General features: G+C 60.6%; 18 protein-coding genes. 14 read left to right on the top strand and 4 right to left on the bottom strand.

Annotated features, from left to right (window positions below; all coding sequences use genetic code 11):
* Positions 1–41: 41 nt before the first annotated feature.
* The 3 genes from C8C92_RS21040 to C8C92_RS21030 all read right to left on the bottom strand — a co-directional run bounded on the left by C8C92_RS21040 (position 42) and on the right by C8C92_RS21030 (position 2,709).
* Positions 42–596 carry a hypothetical protein gene (locus C8C92_RS21040; RefSeq protein ID WP_099762939.1) on the bottom strand — a complete coding sequence of 185 codons (555 nt, stop codon included), beginning with the start codon at positions 594–596 and terminating at the stop codon, positions 42–44.
* Between the two features lie 13 nt (positions 597–609).
* Positions 610–1,608, bottom strand: coding sequence for an aldolase/citrate lyase family protein (locus C8C92_RS21035; protein WP_099762940.1), 999 nt, complete (start codon positions 1,606–1,608; stop codon positions 610–612).
* Between the two features lie 111 nt (positions 1,609–1,719).
* Complete coding sequence (locus C8C92_RS21030) at positions 1,720–2,709, bottom strand: malate dehydrogenase (protein ID WP_099762941.1); 990 nt, start codon at positions 2,707–2,709, stop codon at positions 1,720–1,722.
* 304 nt (positions 2,710–3,013) lie between these two features.
* Between C8C92_RS21030 and C8C92_RS21025 the strand changes: the two genes are divergently transcribed.
* The 9 genes from C8C92_RS21025 to C8C92_RS20985 all read left to right on the top strand — a co-directional run bounded on the left by C8C92_RS21025 (position 3,014) and on the right by C8C92_RS20985 (position 10,525).
* Positions 3,014–3,898 carry a GntR family transcriptional regulator gene (locus C8C92_RS21025; protein ID WP_099762942.1) on the top strand — a complete coding sequence of 295 codons (885 nt, stop codon included), beginning with the start codon at positions 3,014–3,016 and terminating at the stop codon, positions 3,896–3,898.
* Between the two features lie 306 nt (positions 3,899–4,204).
* A complete protein-coding gene (gene sdhC, locus C8C92_RS21020) occupies positions 4,205–4,627 on the top strand; it encodes a succinate dehydrogenase, cytochrome b556 subunit (RefSeq protein WP_096236932.1) in 423 nt (140 codons plus the stop codon).
* Complete coding sequence (gene sdhD / locus C8C92_RS21015; protein WP_071076254.1) at positions 4,627–4,992, top strand: succinate dehydrogenase, hydrophobic membrane anchor protein; 366 nt, start codon at positions 4,627–4,629, stop codon at positions 4,990–4,992. Before sdhC ends, sdhD begins: the two co-directional genes overlap by 1 nt.
* Before the next feature lie 2 nt (positions 4,993–4,994).
* A complete protein-coding gene (sdhA, locus tag C8C92_RS21010) occupies positions 4,995–6,776 on the top strand; it encodes a succinate dehydrogenase flavoprotein subunit (protein ID WP_099762943.1) in 1,782 nt (593 codons plus the stop codon).
* Between the two features lie 9 nt (positions 6,777–6,785).
* Positions 6,786–7,496 (top strand): succinate dehydrogenase iron-sulfur subunit, encoded by a 711-nt coding sequence (locus tag C8C92_RS21005; protein ID WP_034752075.1) that lies wholly within the window; start codon positions 6,786–6,788, stop codon positions 7,494–7,496.
* A gap of 117 nt (positions 7,497–7,613) precedes the next feature.
* Entirely contained in the window at positions 7,614–7,895 is a 282-nt protein-coding gene (locus C8C92_RS21000; protein ID WP_034752073.1) for a succinate dehydrogenase assembly factor 2, read from the top strand.
* A gap of 122 nt (positions 7,896–8,017) precedes the next feature.
* On the top strand, positions 8,018–9,319 hold the full coding sequence (gltA, locus tag C8C92_RS20995) for a citrate synthase (protein WP_071076256.1): 1,302 nt from the start codon (positions 8,018–8,020) through the stop codon (positions 9,317–9,319).
* Between the two features lie 97 nt (positions 9,320–9,416).
* Positions 9,417–9,758 (top strand): helix-turn-helix domain-containing protein, encoded by a 342-nt coding sequence (locus tag C8C92_RS20990; protein ID WP_099762944.1) that lies wholly within the window; start codon positions 9,417–9,419, stop codon positions 9,756–9,758.
* Positions 9,759–9,982: 224 nt separating this feature from the next.
* A complete protein-coding gene (locus tag C8C92_RS20985; RefSeq protein ID WP_116745141.1) occupies positions 9,983–10,525 on the top strand; it encodes an NAD(P)H-dependent oxidoreductase in 543 nt (180 codons plus the stop codon).
* A gap of 11 nt (positions 10,526–10,536) precedes the next feature.
* On the opposite strand, the gene C8C92_RS20980 is transcribed toward C8C92_RS20985, so the two are convergent.
* Positions 10,537–10,992 (bottom strand): hypothetical protein, encoded by a 456-nt coding sequence (locus tag C8C92_RS20980; RefSeq protein ID WP_116745140.1) that lies wholly within the window; start codon positions 10,990–10,992, stop codon positions 10,537–10,539.
* Positions 10,993–11,109: 117 nt separating this feature from the next.
* Here C8C92_RS20980 and C8C92_RS20975 point away from each other — a divergent pair, with 117 nt between their 5' ends.
* The 5 genes from C8C92_RS20975 (at position 11,110) to lpdA (ending at position 18,453) form a co-directional block, all read left to right on the top strand.
* Positions 11,110–12,084, top strand: a complete 975-nt coding sequence (locus C8C92_RS20975) for a LysR family transcriptional regulator (RefSeq protein WP_116745139.1) — start codon at positions 11,110–11,112, stop codon at positions 12,082–12,084.
* 256 nt (positions 12,085–12,340) lie between these two features.
* Positions 12,341–15,193 carry a 2-oxoglutarate dehydrogenase E1 component gene (locus C8C92_RS20970; protein WP_116745138.1) on the top strand — a complete coding sequence of 951 codons (2,853 nt, stop codon included), beginning with the start codon at positions 12,341–12,343 and terminating at the stop codon, positions 15,191–15,193.
* 117 nt (positions 15,194–15,310) lie between these two features.
* Entirely contained in the window at positions 15,311–16,567 is a 1,257-nt protein-coding gene (odhB, locus tag C8C92_RS20965; protein ID WP_096236911.1) for a 2-oxoglutarate dehydrogenase complex dihydrolipoyllysine-residue succinyltransferase, read from the top strand.
* Positions 16,568–16,661: 94 nt separating this feature from the next.
* Positions 16,662–17,033 carry a PspC domain-containing protein gene (locus C8C92_RS20960; protein WP_071076263.1) on the top strand — a complete coding sequence of 124 codons (372 nt, stop codon included), beginning with the start codon at positions 16,662–16,664 and terminating at the stop codon, positions 17,031–17,033.
* Complete coding sequence (gene lpdA, locus C8C92_RS20955) at positions 17,023–18,453, top strand: dihydrolipoyl dehydrogenase (protein ID WP_099762949.1); 1,431 nt, start codon at positions 17,023–17,025, stop codon at positions 18,451–18,453. The genes C8C92_RS20960 and lpdA overlap by 11 nt, the downstream gene beginning before the upstream one ends.
* The last annotated feature ends 49 nt before the right edge of the window (positions 18,454–18,502 follow it).

The following is an 18,502-nucleotide window of genomic DNA, read 5'->3' as shown; positions in this document are numbered from 1 at the left end:
AAAACATGACTGAGCCCCCGAAGAGGCCCTTGCTACGCACATCAGCCGCCAGTGACTGGCAAGACGCCCAGCGAAGGCGCGGCTTCCAGCACTGCCGCCGGCTTGGCTTGCTCCGCATCCTTGCATTCATTGGCCAACTGGCGGCCCTGCTTGGAATCGAGCAGCATGCCTTTGGCCGGGATGCCGATCCAGACCAGGCCGTACAAGCGGTTTTCGAAGCGGTTGGCGCCGGTGGTGGTGCCAACGCGGCTCAGGCGGTGCAGGCGCTTCTTCCAGCGCAGGGCGATGTGTTTGTCGTCAGTAGCATTGGTGTAGATGGTAATTTTATTACCAAGTTCGCAATTGAAATCGGTGGAGGCCGAGCCTGCGGTGTTCGGTTCATCGGCTTCTTCCTTGTCGGCGACCGACATGGCGAGCGGATGGGCTTCCTTGACGGCCGCCTTGGCCTTGGTGGTCTTGGCCTTTGGCTTGGCCTTGACTGCCTTGACTGCCTTGGGATTTGCCTCTGCCGTGGCGGCGAAGCTGGCTGGTGCCAGCGTGAGGGTCATGGCGCCCAGCGCGACGCTGCAGGCAATGGCTAATTTGGAGAGGGACATCGTGTAATTCCTGTCAGTTTTCAGTGGTGCTGGAAGAGGGGGTGTTGAGTAATGCAGCAGCCGCCTCGGGCAGGCCGAGGCCTGCCAGTTTGGCGCGTTGCAAAACGGTCCAATAATATCGGTAGCTGGCGCGGTCATGCAAGCGGCCATTTTGCGCAATCGGTCCCCAGTTGGCGCGCAGCGCCTCATTGAGGATGTTGCTCGCTTCGTTGACTTCGGACAGGCGCGGCGTAAAGGCCTTGATGATGGGCTTGATCTGGTCCGGGTGGATGCTCCACATGCGCGTGTAGCCGAACTCGGCCGTCGCGCGCTGGGCGTCATTTGCCACCACGGCCGAATCGCGCACGTCCGTCGTCACGTTATGCGACGGCACCTTGCCGTGCGCGTGGCAGGCGGCCGCCACTTCGAGCTTGGCGCGCACCACCAGCGGGTGCGTAAACTGGCCCGGCGTACGCATGGCGGCGGCGGGAATGGCGCCGTAATGGGCCGAAACGAAATCCATGATGCCGAAGGACAGGCATTCGACCTGGGGCAGGGCGGCGATGGCGTAGGCGTCGCGCAGTGCGCCGTGCGTCTCGATCAGGATATGCACGGGCAGGTTGTCGCGGCCGGCGCGGCGCGCGTGCAGGTTGATCAGGTCGATGGCCAGCATGGCATCTTGCACGCCGCCCACCTTGGGCACGGCGATGTAGGCCAGGCGGGCCGCGGCGGCGCAGATGATTTCCACGTCGCGCGCGAAAAACGGGCTGTCGACGTCGTGCACGCGCACGCCGATGCGGTTGAACTGGTTCTCGTCGCTGGCCAGCAGGCCGGCGATCATGTGGGCGTGCGACTCTTCATTGCCGGCGCTGGCGCCGTCTTCGCAGTCGAACGTGATGTCGAACAGGGGCCCAAGCTCTTGTTGCAAAGCAATCGATTTACGCATCAGCTTTTCAGAGCCGGCGTAGTGGTCGCAAGCGGCGAGCAACAGCGGCTGGCGTTTGCCTTGGAATAAAACCTCGGAAGGGTGCATGCTTAAGGCATTTCTGCAGGTAAAAACTACTTGATAAAACAGCCGCGCCGCGAATCTCGCGGGGCGGCCTTCTTGGCGGGCGGCGCTCAGGCCGCGCCGCCAATACTGGATTTATGCCAGCAGGTGTTTCACGCCTTCGCGCTCTTCGGTCAGTTCTTTCAGGGTCAGGTTGATGCGCTCTTGCGAGAATGCATCGATTTCCAGACCTTGAACGATGGTGTACTCACCGTTGTCGGTGGTGACCGGGAAGCCGAACACGGTGCCTTCAGGGATGCCATACGAGCCATCGGAAGGTACGCCCATGGTGGTCCACTTGCCAGCCGTGCCCAGCATCCAGTCATGGATGTGGTCGATGGCGGCGTTCGCTGCCGACGCTGCCGACGACAGGCCGCGCGCTTCGATGATGGCCGCGCCGCGCTTGCCGACGGTCGGCAGGAAGGTGTTGGCATTCCATTCCTGGTCGTTGATCAGGTCTTTCACAGCCTTGCCGTTGACGGTGGCGAAACGGTAGTCGGCGTACATGGTTGGCGAGTGGTTGCCCCAGACGGTCAGCTTCTCGATATCCTTGACGGCGGTGCCGGTCTTGGCCGCGACTTGCGACAGCGCGCGGTTGTGGTCCAGGCGCAGCATGGCGGTGAAGTTTTTCGCCGGCAGCGACGGTGCCGATTTCATGGCGATGTAAGCGTTGGTGTTGGCAGGGTTGCCGACCACCAGGACTTTGACATTGCGCGAAGCGACGGCGTCGAGCGCCTTGCCTTGTACCGTGAAGATCTGCGCGTTCGCTTCCAGCAGGTCCTTGCGTTCCATGCCTGGGCCGCGTGGACGCGCGCCGACCAGTACGGCCACGTCGGCATCCTTGAATGCGGTCAGTGGATCGGAGTGGGCGGTCATTTCCGTCAGCAGCGGGAAGGCGCAGTCGTCGATTTCCATCATCACGCCCTTGAGCGCCTTCTGGGCTTTTTCGTCCGGGATTTCAAGCAGTTGCAAGATGACAGGCTGGTCTTTGCCGAGCATGTCGCCATTGGCGATGCGGAACAACAGGGCGTAGCCGATCTGGCCGGCGGCGCCGGTCACTGCAACACGCATTGGGGTTTTAGCCATGATGAATCTCCAAAGTGGGAAAGAAAACGGGCTTGAAGCTGGGCTTACGCTTATCCGGAAAAACTATAATGATACCAAAACCGGCACGCGCCACCGAATTGCTGGTGTACGCTGCCGTCACGCTCGTGCTGCACGAGGCCAGAGTGGCTGGCCGACAACATAAAACGCTGGCTCAGAAGTTTTATCGAGGGCAGTTTAGGCCTCCGATCTGTATCTGTCAATCATATCTTATGTCTTATATAAGACAGATAACTACGAGTGTTTTACTGGACGCGGGCAGTGATTTGTGTTGAAATGTCGGACTATGAATCCCGCCTCGTCCAATCTGACCAACAATGCCACTGCTGCAAGCGGGGCGGTCAGTCCGACCGCGGGCACTGCGGCCACGCCCGTCGCCGCAGCGGCCAGCACGCCCGTCACCGCGGTGGCCAGCAGCAATACCACTACGCCGGCGATGCCCGTCGCCAGCGCTGCACCCACCTTCAGTCCCCTGTACCAGCAGATCAAGGCGCTCATTACGCAGAGCCTGCAATCGGGCGAGTGGAAGCCGGGCGAGCTCATTCCCAGCGAAGTCGAGCTGGCAGGGCGCTTCAAGGTCAGCCAGGGCACGGTGCGCAAGGCCATCGATGAACTGGCCGCCGAGAACCTCGTCATGCGCCGCCAGGGCAAGGGCACCTTCGTTTCCACGCACCATGAGGCGCGCGCGCATTTCCGCTTCCTGCGCCTGGTGCCGGACGAAGGCGTGCCGCATTATCCCGAAAGTAAATTTATCGAAGTCAAGCGCGTGCGCGCGCCGGCCGACGTGGCGCGCCTGATGGACCTGAAGTCCGGCGACGCCGTCATCTTCATCAAGCGCGTTCAGTATTTCGACGGCGTGCCGACCATCGTCGAGGAGCTGTGGCTGCCCGGCCTGATCTTCAAGGGGCTGACGGCCGAGCGCCTGGTGGAATACAAGGGCCCCATGTACGGCCTGTTCGAAACGGAATTCGGCACGCGCATGATCCGTGCGTCCGAGCAGATCCGCGCCGTGTGCGCCGACGCGGGCGCCGCGCAATTGTTAAATATTGACCTCGGCACGCCCTTGCTCAGTTCCGAGCGCGTGTCGTTTACCTATGGTGACAAGCCGGTCGAACTGCGCCGCGGCTTGTATCTGACCAGTCGCCATCATTATCAGAATGAACTCAGCTGAAGCGGCGGGGCGCCTGCGGGTACCCGGACAAGCAGCAAGGCTGAAGTGCATCGCTTGCAAGATGCCTGCCGCAAGGCGGGCAGCGGAGACAACAGAAAGCGCAGCTAAAGCATGGCCCGCTCCGGCGGGCCGTGCTTTGCCGGCGATTCTGTAATTAAATTACGTGAACTACGGAAAGTAGCGCGATATTTTGTAGTAAAAAACCATTTTGGTTATATGCAACAATAGATATTGGTGTGGGTTGCGAAAATCGGCGAAAATCGCGGCTTCGCTTCAATATTTAGTTATCAAGGGGAGGTTTTTGTTATGTCTGAAGCCGTAAGAGAAGTACCAAAAAAAGAACGGCCGGAATTCCGTAACATTCATGTTACCGAATTGTCGAACTACCGCATGGCCGTCGGCGCCATCGTCTCGATCCTGCATCGCATCAGCGGTTTCATCATGTTCGCCCTGCTGCCCTGCATCCTGTACATGCTGGAACTGAGCTTGCGTTCCGAAATGTCCTACGCTTACTTCCAGGGCATCGCCTCGCACTGGTTCGTCAAGCTGATCACCCTGGCTCTGGTCTGGGCCTTCCTGCACCACTTCTGCGCCGGCATCCGCCACCTGTTCATGGATGTGCACGTTGCTATCGAAAAAGATTCGGCTCGCAAGACCGCGACGTCCGTACTGGTCGTGAGCGTGGTGTTGACGGCATTGGTCGCTTTGAAACTGTTTGGAGTATTTTAATGGCAGACAATAACATCGGACCGAAACGCCTCGTCGTCGGTGCCCATTACGGCTTGCGCGACTGGCTGGCGCAACGCGTCACCGCCATCGTCATGGTGGCTTATGTGGCCATCCTGCTGATTTCCTTTCTCACCGGCAGCAACTTCAGCTATGAAGGCTGGGCCGGTTTGTTCGCGCAGCAGTGGTTTAAATTGTTCAGCCTGGTGACTTTCGTCGCCCTGTTTTACCACGCATGGGTTGGCGTACGCGACATCTGGATGGACTACGTGAAAAGCGCTGGCCTCCGTCTGACGCTGCAAATTGCCACCATGCTGTGGTTGATCGCTTGTGCCGCTTGGACGGTGCAGATACTCTGGAGTGTGTAATCGTGGCAGCATATAAATCTGCAATTCCTACCCGCCGCTTTGATGCGGTCATCGTTGGCGCCGGCGGTTCCGGCATGCGCGCGTCGTTGCAACTGGCTGAAGCCGGTCTGAACGTCGCTGTCCTGTCGAAAGTTTTCCCGACCCGCTCGCACACCGTGGCGGCGCAGGGCGGTATCGGCGCGTCGCTCGGCAACATGGCCGAAGACAACTGGTTCTGGCACATGTTCGACACCGTCAAGGGTGGCGACTATCTGGGCGACCAGGATGCCATCGAATTCATGTGCCGCGAAGCACCGAAAGTCGTGTACGAACTGGAACACTTCGGCATGCCGTTCGACCGCAACCCTGACGGCACCATCTATCAGCGTCCATTCGGCGGCCACACGGCCCACTTCGGCGAAAAGCCGGTGCAGCGCGCTTGCGCGGCAGCTGACCGTACCGGTCACGCCCTGTTGCACACGCTGTACCAGCGCAACGTGCGTGCGCGTACGCACTTTTTCGTCGAATGGATGGCAATCGACCTGATCCGTGACGCCGAAGGCGACGTGATCGGTGTTGTGGCGCTGGAAATGGAAACCGGCGAATGCATGATCCTGGAAGCAAAGACGACGGTGATGGCAACGGGTGGCGCAGGCCGCATCTTCGCCGCCTCGACGAATGCCTTCATCAACACCGGCGACGGCATGGGCATGGCGGCACGTGCCGGCCTGCCGCTGCAAGACATGGAATTCTGGCAGTTCCACCCGACCGGCGTGGCCGGCGCGGGCGTCTTGATCACCGAAGGCGTGCGCGGCGAAGGCGGCATCCTGATCAATAGCGAAGGCGAACGCTTCATGGAGCGCTATGCGCCGACCCTGAAGGATCTGGCGCCGCGCGATTTCGTCTCGCGTTCGATGGACCAGGAAATCAAGGAAGGCCGCGGCTGCGGTCCGAACAAGGACCACGTGATGCTGGACCTGCGCCATATCGGCGCCGACACCATCGCCAAGCGCCTGCCGTCGATCCTGGAAATCGGCCACAAGTTCGCCAACGTCGACGCCACCAAGGAACCGATTCCTGTCGTGCCGACGATTCACTACCAGATGGGCGGCATTCCAACGAACATCCACGGCCAGGTCGTCACCCCGACCGGTCCGGACAATTCGGCGAAGGTCGTCAACGGCCTGTACGCGATCGGCGAATGCGCCTGCGTGTCGGTGCACGGCGCCAACCGCCTGGGCACGAACTCGCTGCTTGACCTGGTGGTCTTCGGCCGCGCGGCCGGCAATCACATCGTCAATAGCGGCCTGAAAGCCAAGGAAAACAAGCCTTTGCCAGCCGACGCTGCCGAATTTGCCATGGGCCGCCTGGCGCGCCTGGAAAACTCGACCGGCACGGAAACCGTGCAGGGCGTGGCGAACGACATCCGCGCAACGATGCAGAAGTACTGCGGCGTATTCCGTACCGACGAGATGCTGAACAAGGGCGTCGAAGAAATCATGAAGCTCGACGAGCGCCGCAAGCACGTCTCCTTCAAGGATAAATCGATGGTCTTCAACACGGCCCGCGTGGAAGCGCTGGAACTGGACAACCTGATCGAAACGGCGAAAGCGACCATCGTTTCGGCAGCGGCGCGCAAGGAATCGCGCGGCGCCCACGCCCAGGACGACTATCCACAGCGTGACGACGACAACTGGATGAAGCACACTCTGTGGTATTCGGAAGGCAACCGACTGGCATACAAGCCAGTCGTGACCAAGCCGCTGACGGTTGATACCTTCAAACCGAAACCACGTACTTTCTAAGGCTATACCATGGCACGCACTCTCAAATTCAAAATCTACCGCTACGATCCTGACCAGGATGCCAAGCCGTACATGCAAGACCTGACGGTCGAACTGAAAGACACCGACAAGATGCTGCTCGACGCACTGCAGCGCATCAAGGCGGACGTCGATGACTCGCTGGCCCTGCGCCGCTCGTGCCGCGAAGGCGTGTGCGGTTCGGACGCGATGAACATCAACGGCAAGAATGGCCTGGCATGCACCACCAACCTGAACGAACTGTCGGAGCCTATCGTGCTGCGTCCGTTGCCAGGTTTGCCGGTCATCCGCGATCTGATCGTCGACATGACGCAATTTTTCAAGCAGTACGATTCGATCAAGCCTTTCCTGATCAACGATTCGATCCCGCCTGAAAAAGAACGCCTGCAGTCGCCGGAACAGCGCGAAGAACTCGATGGTCTGTACGAGTGCATCCTGTGCGCATGCTGCTCCACGTCGTGCCCGTCGTTCTGGTGGAATCCGGACAAATTCGTCGGTCCGGCCGGCCTGCTGCAAGCCTACCGCTTCATCGCCGATTCGCGCGACGAAGCCACCGGCGCGCGTCTGGATAACCTGGAAGACCCGTACCGCCTGTTCCGCTGTCATTCGATCATGAACTGCGTCGACGTTTGCCCGAAAGGCTTGAACCCGAACAAGGCGATCGGCAAGATCAAGGAATTGATGGTCCGCCGCGCGATCTGATTCGTCTGATCGCATCCGCCGGGCGCCGTTTGCGGGAAGAGGGTATCCTCTCTTGCCTGCAGGCGGCGCCTGCAAAGCAGTACCGTGCCGCAAGGCACCCGTAAAGTGGTAAACCCAATGACAGAATCAATTTTGTCCTCGCATCAGGCCGACCCGGCCAACCGCGCCCGCCTGCGCTGGCGTTCACGCCGTGGCCTGCTGGAAAACGACATTATCCTGACCCGTTTTCTCGATGCGTATGAAACCGAATTGACCGATGAAGAAGTTGACGCGCTGACGCGTTTGCTGGATTTATCGGACAATGCGTTAATGGATCTGGTACTGGCCCGTAAAGAGCCGGAAGGCGAAGTCGATCTGCCGCATGTGCGCGCACTGCTGCAACGACTGCGCATTGCCTAGACGCCTGGGCGATATATTGCAAACGGTGCGAGTGGCGCGCTGTAGCACTGCCGAATGCGGTGCGAATTGCAGCCAGAATTTTTGATTTTTTATTTCGACTCACTCCCGAGAAGGAAGAGCCCATGAATATCTCTGACACAAAAGCTACCCTGTCGTTCTCCGATGGCAGCCCATCGCTTGAATTTCCAATCTACAAAGGCACGGTTGGCCCGGACGTCATCGACATCCGCAAACTGTACGCCGGTAGCGGCAAGTTCACCTACGACCCAGGCTTTATGTCGACGGCCGCCTGCAACTCGTCGATCACCTACATCGACGGCGACAAGGGCGAGCTGCTGTACCGTGGTTACCCGATCGAACAGTTGGCCGTCAACGCCGACTTCATGGAATCGTGCTACCTGCTGCTGAACGGCGAACTGCCGAACGCGGCGCAGAAAGCCAAGTTCGTCGACACCGTCACCAAGCACACGATGGTGCACGAACAGATGCAATTCTTCTTCCGTGGCTTCCGCCGCGACGCGCATCCGATGTCGGTCCTGGTGGGCACCGTCGGCGCGCTGGCATCGTTCTACCATGATTCGCTGGACATCAACGACCCGCATCACCGCGAAGTGTCGGCCATCCGCCTGATCGCCAAGATGCCAACCCTGGTCGCCATGACCTACAAGTACTCGGTCGGCCAGCCGTTCGTGTACCCACGCAACGACCTGTCGTACAGCGCCAACTTCATGCACATGATGTTCGCCAATCCGTGCGAAGAGTACAAGGTCAACGACGTGCTGGTGCGCGCCCTGGACCGCATCCTGATCCTGCACGCGGACCACGAGCAAAATGCATCGACTTCGACCGTCCGTCTGGCCGGTTCGTCGGGCGCCAACCCGTTCGCCTGTATCGCTGCCGGTATCGCCTGCCTGTGGGGCCCTGCCCACGGCGGCGCCAACGAAGCGGCACTCAACATGCTGAAAGAAATCGGCACCGTCGAGAACATCCCTGCCTTCATCGAGCAAGTCAAGGACAAGAACTCCGGCGTCAAGCTGATGGGCTTTGGCCATCGCGTGTACAAGAACTTCGATCCACGCGCCAAGCTGATGCGTGAAACCTGCTACGAAGTGCTGCAAGAACTGGGTCTGCAAGACGATCCGCTGTTCAAGCTGGCGATGGAGCTGGAAAAGATTGCACTGAACGACGACTACTTCGTGTCGCGCAAACTGTACCCGAACGTCGACTTCTACTCGGGCATCGTGCAATCGGCGCTGGGCATCCCTGTGTCGCTGTTCACCGGTATCTTCGCTATGGCCCGTACGATCGGCTGGATCGCCCAGTGGAACGAAATGATCGCCGACCCAGAGCAAAAAATCGGCCGTCCGCGCCAGCTGTTCGTCGGTTCGACGACACGCGAAGTACTGCCACTGGACAAGCGTTAATCCAGAGCGGTATCGAGCAATCAAAAACGGGCTTCGGCCCGTTTTTTTATGCCGGGCTGTTAGGCTCAACCCCCGGATCAACAGGAAGCACAACGCGATGAATGAAGAAACCTGCGCCCCCGGCGGCGTGGCCCTGGGCGATACGGCATTTGGCTACACCTTGTCGCTGATCGGCGGCAAATACAAGATGCTGATCCTGTATGCGCTGGCGGAAAACACGGTGCTGCGGCACAACGAACTCAAGCGCCATCTCGGCGGCATCGCCTTCAAGACCCTCAGCGTCGTGCTGAAGGAGCTGGAGGCCGATGCGCTGATCGTGCGCAAGGAGTATCCACAAGTGCCGCCCAAGGTTGAATATTCGCTGTCCAGCAAGGGCATATCGCTGATCCCCGTGCTGCATACCCTGTGCGCGTGGGGCGAGCGGCACCAGCCAGTCTGATACGGATGCGCTTGCTCAAGTGACTTTTTGCGGTCTTGCAGCTTACTTTTCTTCCTGTATGAGCAGTCAATGTGCGTACTTGTGAAAAGTACCCGGTATGGCTATGCTGTTTCTGCCTCTGCAGGCGCGCGGCCACATGCTGCGCGCCACGGGGCAGGGTACCGGCTTGCCTGCTTTCCTGAGAGTGTGGAGCCGGTGCATCCATTTCACTTCAGGAAAGCAGCATGATGAAAACCCTCGTAATCGTCTTCCATCCCTCGATCGCCACGTCGGTGGCCAACAAGCGCTGGCTGCAGGAACTGGCGCAGTATCCTGACCGTTACACCATGCATGATGTTTACCAGGCTTATCCGGACGGAAAAATCGATGTGGCGCGCGAACAGGCGCTGGTGGAGGCGCACGCCAATGTGGTCTTGCAGTTCCCCGTGTACTGGTTTAACTGTCCGCCCATGATGAAGCAGTGGCTAGATGAGGTGCTGGCGTATGGCTGGGCCTACGGCACGGGCGGCGATGCCTTCCAGGGCCGCAAGGTGGCGCTGGCCGTCACAGCGGGCATCCGACAGGCGGACTTCACGCCGCAAGGCAAGTGGAACGTCACCCTGGCGCAGCTGCTGGCGCCGTTTGATGTCACCCTGGCGTATATCGGCGCCGACAAGCGCCGCTTCTTTGCCTTTTATGGCGCGGAAGACGGGCCGAAGGAGGTGGGCTATGCTGAGCGGCTGGGGTGCAGCGCGCAAGCGTATGAGCGCTACCTGGCGGCCTTGTAAGGCGCGGCGTGTCAGTCGAATGCCGCTTCCAGCTGGCGCAACGCAATCTGCCGGCCCTCGAGTTGCAGGCTGTCGCCCTCATAGGGCTGGGGCATGACGATGCGGCGCGGCGCATTGTGCTTGAGGATGCCGCCCCAGTGGGCGACCCTGGCGCCGGCCTGGCGGCGAATCGCCTCGACCGTGGCGCCGCTGGCGAGGATGTGGGCGTGCGGAAATGCTTGCTGCAATACGCCCAGCCCGAAATAGGCTTGCGGTTCGGCCGCACTGATATAGATGGTGGTCAGGCGCTTGCCGCTGGCGGCGATGGTGTGCGCTAACTGCGTCGCATCGTTGCGCAGGAACTGGGCGTTGATCAGGATGGCGTCCGCCACGCCGCTCAACAGCAAGGAGGTGGACGGTACGCAGCCCAGCACGTCCAGTTGGAAGGTTTCCAGCGTGCGGGAGAGGCGGGCGGCGCGTGCCAGCATATTATTCTTTCTGCATTGAATGCTCTTGTCGCATATTATCCTTTCGACCAGGTGCGACAAATAGGGTAGATTGCAATACTTAGTTGCATGGATCGGATGAATCAAGGGAGTATCCGCATGGACCGCATCACCGCCGCACAAGTATTTGTCGCCATTGCCGAGCGCGGCAGCATGGTCGCTGCCAGCGAGGCGCTCGATATGTCGCGCGCCATGGTGACGCGCTACCTGGCCGAGATGGAGCAGTGGGCGGGGGCGCGTCTGCTGCATCGCACCACGCGTCGGTTGAGCCTGACGGATGCGGGCGAAGCGACCCTGGCGCGCTGCCGCCAGATGCTGGAAGTGGCTGGCGCCATGGCCGTCGCCGCGCCGGAAGGCGCCGACACGCCGCACGGCTTGCTGCGCATTACTTGCTCGCAATCGCTGGCGCAGACGGCGCTCGCTGGCGCAGTGACCGCTTACCTGCAGCGCTACCCGCGCGCCGCCGTCGACCTGCAGATGGAGAACCGCGCCGTCAACCTGGTGGAGCAGCGCATCGACCTGGCGATCCGCATCACGAACGCGCTCGAACCGAACCTGATCGCGCGCCAGTTGGCCAGTTGCGCCTCGGTGGTGTGCGCTGCACCATCGTACCTGGCGGCGCACGGCACGCCGCGCCGGGCGGAGGACCTGGCCCTGCATAACTGCCTGACCTATACGTATTTCGGCAAGAGCTTGTGGCAGTTCACGCACGACGGGGAAGCGCTCACTGTCCCCGTCAGCGGCCGCCTGTCGGCGAATGAATCGCTGGTGCTGCTGGTGGCGACGGTGGCGGGGGCGGGCATCGCCATGCAGCCGCGCTATTCGGCCGCGCCGCTGATCGCCAGCGGACAACTGGTGGAACTGTTGCCCGCGTATCAGCCGCAGGACATGGGCATCTACGGTATCTACACCTCGCGCCAGCACATGTCGCCGCTGCTGCGCACCATGCTCGACTTCCTGGTGGACTGGTTTGCCGGCGATGCCGATTGGCTGGCGGCCATCGCGGCGGCGCCGTCATCGGCCAGACCAGTCGGGCGCAAGCGGCACGCCAGCGCGAGCGTGAAAGTGCCGTAAGCACAACAGTAACAGGCTGGCAAGCCCGGGAAAATCAAGCACCCGGCTTACATTTGCTTGCCAAATAAATTCAACTAGCCGTTGTTGCGTTACAATACCGCGTGCTATTCTAAATGACGGTATGCAGAATGCTGGTGCAATAAAAAAGCCCTTCCCCACAACTTGATGTGCAATCCGCTAACCGGTCAGGCCGTGTCGCGGAAGGTTAGATTAACCCGCTAATTCCTCGCGAAACGCGAAGAAAGGTGAGCAATATATGCAGCAATTAACGACCAACTCCTACCTGTTCGGTGGGAATGCTCCGTACGTGGAAGACCTGTACGAAGCGTATCTGAACAATCCAGGCTCGGTACCCGATAACTGGCGCTCCTACTTCGACGCGATGCAGCACGTGCCTGCCGTCGATGGCAGCAACAAGCCTGACGTGGCGCATGCCTCCGTCGTCGCCTCGTTCGCCGAGCGCGCAAAAGCAGGTCCGATCCGCACAGTGACCGCTTCCTTCGATGCTGAAATGGGTCGCAAACGTGTTGCTGCAACGCAACTGATCGCCGCTTACCGCTACCTCGGTTCGCACTGGGCCAATCTGGATCCACTGCAACGCCAGGAACGTCCGATGATCCCTGAGCTCGAGCCGAGCTTCTACGGTTTCACCGACGCTGACATGGACACCGTGTTCAACATCAGCAATACCTATTTTGGCCCCGAGACCGCCACCCTGCGCGATCTGCTGAACTATCTGCGCGACACCTACACGCGTTCGATCGGTGCCGAATTCATGTACATCTCCGATCCGGCCGAAAAGCGCTGGTTGCAAGAGAAACTGGAATCGATCCGCTCCACCCCGAATTTCACCCCAGAGAAAAAAATCCACATCCTCGACCGCCTGACCGCGGCTGAAGGCCTGGAACGCTATCTGCACACCCGTTACGTGGGCCAGAAGCGCTTCTCCCTGGAAGGCGGCGAAACCTTCATCGCCTCGATGGATGAAACCATCCAGCGCGCCGGCGAAAAAGGCGTGCAGGAAATCGTTATCGGCATGGCCCACCGCGGCCGCCTGAACGTACTGGTGAACACCCTGGGCAAGGCGCCACAGGAACTGTTCGAAGAATTCGAAGGCAAGCATGGCGACGACCTGCCTGCCGGCGACGTGAAGTACCATCAAGGCTTCTCGTCGGACATCTCCACCGCAGGCGGCCCGGTCCACCTGTCGCTGGCGTTCAACCCGTCGCACCTGGAAATCGTCAACCCTGTGGTCGAAGGTTCCGTCAAGGCCCGCATGGATCGCCGCGGCGACGCGCAGGGCGCGCAAGTGCTGCCTATCCTGGTGCACGGCGATGCCGCTTTCGCCGGCCAGGGCGTGGTCATGGAAACGCTGAATCTGGCGCAAACCCGCGGCTACCATACGGGTGGCACGGTGCATATCGTGATCAACAACCAGATTGGTTTCACCACCTCGGACCCGCGCGATGCCCGCTCGACCCTGTACTGCTCGGACGTCGTCAAGATGATCGAAGCACCGGTCCTGCACATCAATGCCGATGATCCTGAAGCCGTGGTGCTGGCGACGCAAATCGCGCTCGACTACCGCATGGAATTCAAGAAGGACATCGTCCTCGACATCATCTGCTACCGCAAGTTGGGCCACAATGAGCAGGATACGCCGGCACTGACGCAGCCACTGATGTACAAGAAGATCGGCCAGCATCCAGGCACCCGCAAGCTGTACGCGGACAAGCTGGTAGCGCAAGGCGTGATCCCTGCCGATGGCGGCGACAAGATGGTGGCCGCTTTCCGCGACGCCATGGACGCCGGCAAGCATACCGTCGATCCGGTCATCTCGAACTTCAAGAACAAGTACGCCGTCGACTGGCTGCCGTTCCTGAACAAGAAATGGACCGATTCGGCCGACACCGCCGTGCCGATGACGGAACTGAAACGCCTGGCCAGCCGTATCACCAGCGTGCCGGACGACTTCAAGGTCCACTCGCTGGTTGAAAAAGTGCTGGGCGACCGTGGCACCATGGGCCGTGGCGAAATGAACCTGGACTGGGGCATGGGCGAACACCTGGCCTACGCTTCGCTGGTTTCGTCCGGCTACGCCATCCGCCTGACGGGCCAGGATGCCGGCCGCGGCACCTTCGTGCACCGCCACGCCGTCCTGCACGATCAGAACCGCGAGCGCTGGGATGCAGGTACCTACATTCCGCTGCAAAACGTCTCGGAAAACCAGGCGCCGTTCACCGTCATCGACTCGGTGCTGTCCGAAGAAGCCGTACTGGCCTTCGAATACGGCTACTCGACCGCTGAACCGAACACGCTGACGATCTGGGAAGCCCAGTTCGGCGACTTCGCCAACGGCGCGCAAGTGGTGATCGACCAATTCATCAGCTCCGGCGAAGTGAAGTGGGGCCGCGCTTCTGGCCTGGTCATGATGCTGCCGCACGGTTACGAAGGCCAGGGTCCTGAGCACTCGTCCGCGCGTCCAGAGCGTTTCCTGCAGCTGTGCGCAGACAACAACATGCAAGTGGTGCAGCCGACGACGGCTTCGCAGATCTTCCATTTGCTGCGTCGCCAGATGGTGCGCCAGTTCCGCAAGCCGCTGGTCATCCTGACGCCGAAGTCGCTGTTGCGCAACAAGGATGCCGGTTCGCCGCTGACCGACCTGTCCAAGGGTGGTTTCCAGACCGTGATCGGCGAAGTCGACGACAAAATCGATGCCAAGAAAGTCAAGCGCGTCGTCGCCTGCTCGGGCAAGGTCTACTACGACCTGGTCAACGCACGCAAGACACGCGGCCAGACCGACACGGCCATCGTGCGCCTGGAACAGCTGTATCCGTTCCCGCACAAGTCGTTCGCTGCTGAACTGAAGAAGTTCCCGAACCTGGTCGAAGTCGTATGGGCCCAGGACGAGCCGCAAAACCAGGGCGCCTGGTTCCAGATCCAGCACAACATCTTCGAAGGCCTGGAAGCGGGTCAGCGTCTGGCTTACGCCGGCCGTCCTGCTTCGGCGTCGCCGGCTGTCGGTTATTATGACAAGCACTACGCCCAGCAAAAAGATCTGCTGGAAACGGCATTCTCGAAGTTGAAGGGTTTTATCCTGACCAAGTAAGTGGCAGGATAAGAGGCGCCATGTGTATGCATGGCGCCTGCTCGCATACATCATGACGGAGCGCCGCCCTTGCTACGCAGGGGCGGCGCCGCAATAACAAAATAAACGGAGTTTTACATGGCACAAATCGAAGTCAAAGTTCCCCAGTTGTCGGAATCGGTTGCAGAAGCGACCCTGCTGGCATGGCACAAGAAAGTCGGCGAGCCAGTCGCGCGCGACGAAAACATGATCGATATCGAAACCGATAAAGTGGTGCTGGAACTGCCGGCGCCCGTCGCTGGCGTAATCGTGCAGATCATCAAGGCTGACGGCGCCACCGTCGTCGCCGGCGAAGTCATCGCCATCATCGACACCGACGGCTCGGCCAAGGTCAGCCCGATGGAAGTGTCGGCCGTGCCTGCGCCAGCCCTGGCTGCTGCAGCCCAGGATACCGCTAACGCGTCGGCACCAGCCGCTGCGACCAAAGGCGATGTCGCCATGCCTGCCGCTGCCAAGATCCTGTCCGAAAAAGGCCTGTCCGCTGGCGACGTCGCCGGTTCCGGCAAAGACGGCCGCGTGACCAAGGGCGACGCCCTGGCCGCATCCGCCAAGCCAGCTGTCGCGCCACTGGCGCCAGCCGCTGCCAAGCCAGCGCTGCAGCAAGTCGCCACGCCGACCATCGCCAGCCTGGGTGACCGTCCGGAAGAGCGCGTGCCGATGAGCCGCCTGCGCGCACGTATCGCCGAGCGCCTGCTGCAATCGCAATCGACGAACGCCATCCTGACCACGTTCAATGAAGTGAACATGCAGCCGGTCATCGACCTGCGCAACAAGTACAAGGACAAGTTCGAGAAAGAGCACGGCGTCAAGCTGGGCTTCATGTCCTTCTTCGTCAAGGCCGCCGTCGCCGCGCTGAAAAAATACCCGATCATCAACGCTTCCGTTGACGGCAACGACATCCTGTACCACGGCTACTTCGACATCGGCATCGCTGTCGGTTCGCCACGTGGCCTGGTCGTGCCTATCATCCGCAATGCGGACCAGCTGTCGATCGCCGACATCGAGAAAAAAATCGGTGAATTCGGTGCGAAAGCCAAGGAAGGCAAGCTGACCCTGGACGACCTGACGGGCGGCACGTTCTCGATCTCGAACGGCGGCACCTTCGGCTCCATGCTGTCGACCCCGATCATCAACCCGCCACAATCGGCCATCCTGGGCGTGCATGCGACCAAGGACCGCGCCGTGGTCGAAAACGGCCAGATCGTGGTACGTCCGATGAACTACCTGGCCATGTCCTACGACCACCGCATCATCGACGGCCGCGAAGCCGTCCTGGGCCTGGTGGCGATGAAAGAAGCGCTGGAAGATCCTGCACGCCTGTTGCTGGACCTGTAAGCACCGTAGTCCCCCGGCGTCGCCGCCGGGGCAATGTAGCTGATACCCCTTGCCAGAAGACGCAGCTGGCTGATCTCAATGAAAGAGGATTCCCATGAACGTCTCTGAAGAAATCAAGCGTCTGCACGAGTTGCATCTGGCAGGTGCCCTGAGTGACGCGGAATTCGCGCAAGCGAAAGCCAAGCTCCTGAGCAATATCAACCTGGACAAATCGGACAGTCCCTCCGACTCCGCTCCGTCGAACGACCTGGTGCAGGAATTCAACCGCCTGCGCCGTTCGCGCAACGACCGCTGGCTCGGTGGCGTCTGTGGCGGCCTGGGCCGCGCTTCCGGCATGGAAGCGTGGATCTGGCGCCTCGTCTTCGTCCTGTTTACATTGACCTTCGGCTTCGGCGTGGTGATTTACCTTCTATTGTGGATTTTCGTACCAGACGAAGAGATTGGAATAACAAAACATGAGTACTAAACAATTTGACGTAGTGGTCATCGGTGCGGGCCCTGGCGGCTATATCGCCGCCATCCGCGCAGCGCAGCTGGGCTTTTCCGTCGCCTGCGTCGACGAGTGGTCGAACGCCAAGGGCGGCGCCGCGCCTGGCGGTACCTGCACCAACGTCGGCTGCATCCCGTCGAAAGCGCTGCTGCAATCGTCCGAGCATTTTGAACACGCGGGCCACAGCTTCGCCGAGCACGGCATCGACGTCGCCGGCCTGAAGCTGAACCTGGGCCAGATGCTCAAGCGCAAAGACACCGTCGTCAAGCAAAACAACGACGGCATCCTGTACCTGTTCAAGAAGAACAAGATCGCCTTCTTCCACGGCCGCGCCGCTTTCGCTGCCGCCGCCGCTGGCACGTATGACATCAGCGTGACGGGCGCAGCCAACGAAACCCTGACGGCCAAGCATGTGGTCATCGCCACGGGTTCGAACGCACGCGAATTGCCGGGCGCACCATTCGACGAGAAACTGATCCTGTCGAACACGGGCGCACTGACCATCGACGCCGTTCCAGCCAAGCTGGGCGTCATCGGTGCCGGCGTGATCGGTCTGGAAATGGGCAGCGTCTGGCGCCGCCTGGGTTCCGACGTCACCGTGCTCGAAGGCCTGCCGGTCTTCCTGGGCGCCGTCGACGAGCAGATCGCCAAGGAAGCGTCGAAGCTGTTCATCAAGCAAGGCTTGAAGATCAACCTCGGTTGCAAGATCGGCGCCATCACGCCAGGCAAGAAAGACGTCACCGTCGAATTCGTGGACGCCAAGGGCGAAGCGCAAAAAGCCGTGTTCGACAAACTGATCATCTCGATCGGCCGTACGCCGAACACGAATGGTCTGGGCGCGGACAAGGTCGGCCTGCAGCTGGACGAACGCGGCTTCATCGCCGTCGACGGCGACTGCAAGACCAACTTGCCGAACGTGTGGGCAGTGGGCGACGTCGTGCGCGGCCCGATGCTGGCGCACAAGGCCGAAGAAGAAGGCGTTGCCGTGGCCGAGCGTATCGCCGGCCAGCACGGTCACACCAACTTCAACACGATTCCGTGGGTGATCTACACCTCGCCGGAAATCGCGTGGGTCGGCAAGACCGAGCAAACCCTGAAGGCCGAAGGCATCGCCTACAAGGCCGGTACCTTCCCGTTCATGGCCAACGGCCGTGCGCGCGCGCTGGGCGACACTTCGGGCATGGTGAAATTCCTGGCCGATGCGACCACCGATGAAATCCTCGGCGTGCACATCGTCGGCCCGATGGCCTCCGAACTGATTTCCGAAGCCGTCGTGGCGATGGAATTCAAGGCCTCGGCCGAAGACATCGCGCGCATCTGCCACGCACATCCATCCTTGTCGGAAGCGACCAAGGAAGCGGCACTGGCGGTTGACAAGCGCACGTTGAACTTTTAATTGTAGTTAGTCCTACAGGGGCGCTCGCGGATTTTTTCCGCCGGCGCCC

The sequence above is a fragment of the Janthinobacterium sp. 78 genome, assembly GCF_003096775.1.
In the GTDB taxonomy this organism is placed as follows: domain Bacteria; phylum Pseudomonadota; class Gammaproteobacteria; order Burkholderiales; family Burkholderiaceae_D; genus Janthinobacterium; species Janthinobacterium tructae.
This window is presented reverse-complemented; position numbering and strand designations above follow the sequence as displayed.

Bases quoted from the DNA above. Each gene is read 5' to 3' on its own strand.
- C8C92_RS21025 (WP_099762942.1), top strand. From the start codon at position 3,014: ATGAATCCCGCCTCGTCCAATCTGACCAACAATGCCACTGCTGCAAGC.
- C8C92_RS21040 (WP_099762939.1), bottom strand. From the start codon at position 596: ATGTCCCTCTCCAAATTAGCCATTGCCTGCAGCGTCGCGCTGGGCGCC.
- odhB (WP_096236911.1), top strand. From the start codon at position 15,311: ATGGCACAAATCGAAGTCAAAGTTCCCCAGTTGTCGGAATCGGTTGCA.
- sdhD (WP_071076254.1), top strand. From the start codon at position 4,627: ATGGCAGACAATAACATCGGACCGAAACGCCTCGTCGTCGGTGCCCAT.
- C8C92_RS21005 (WP_034752075.1), top strand. From the start codon at position 6,786: ATGGCACGCACTCTCAAATTCAAAATCTACCGCTACGATCCTGACCAG.
- C8C92_RS20990 (WP_099762944.1), top strand. From the start codon at position 9,417: ATGAATGAAGAAACCTGCGCCCCCGGCGGCGTGGCCCTGGGCGATACG.
- C8C92_RS20960 (WP_071076263.1), top strand. From the start codon at position 16,662: ATGAACGTCTCTGAAGAAATCAAGCGTCTGCACGAGTTGCATCTGGCA.
- C8C92_RS21030 (WP_099762941.1), bottom strand. From the start codon at position 2,709: ATGGCTAAAACCCCAATGCGTGTTGCAGTGACCGGCGCCGCCGGCCAG.
- sdhC (WP_096236932.1), top strand. From the start codon at position 4,205: ATGTCTGAAGCCGTAAGAGAAGTACCAAAAAAAGAACGGCCGGAATTC.
- C8C92_RS20980 (WP_116745140.1), bottom strand. From the start codon at position 10,992: ATGCTGGCACGCGCCGCCCGCCTCTCCCGCACGCTGGAAACCTTCCAA.
- C8C92_RS21035 (WP_099762940.1), bottom strand. From the start codon at position 1,608: ATGCACCCTTCCGAGGTTTTATTCCAAGGCAAACGCCAGCCGCTGTTG.
- C8C92_RS20985 (WP_116745141.1), top strand. From the start codon at position 9,983: ATGATGAAAACCCTCGTAATCGTCTTCCATCCCTCGATCGCCACGTCG.
- gltA (WP_071076256.1), top strand. From the start codon at position 8,018: ATGAATATCTCTGACACAAAAGCTACCCTGTCGTTCTCCGATGGCAGC.
- C8C92_RS20970 (WP_116745138.1), top strand. From the start codon at position 12,341: ATGCAGCAATTAACGACCAACTCCTACCTGTTCGGTGGGAATGCTCCG.
- C8C92_RS21000 (WP_034752073.1), top strand. From the start codon at position 7,614: ATGACAGAATCAATTTTGTCCTCGCATCAGGCCGACCCGGCCAACCGC.
- lpdA (WP_099762949.1), top strand. From the start codon at position 17,023: ATGAGTACTAAACAATTTGACGTAGTGGTCATCGGTGCGGGCCCTGGC.
- C8C92_RS20975 (WP_116745139.1), top strand. From the start codon at position 11,110: ATGGACCGCATCACCGCCGCACAAGTATTTGTCGCCATTGCCGAGCGC.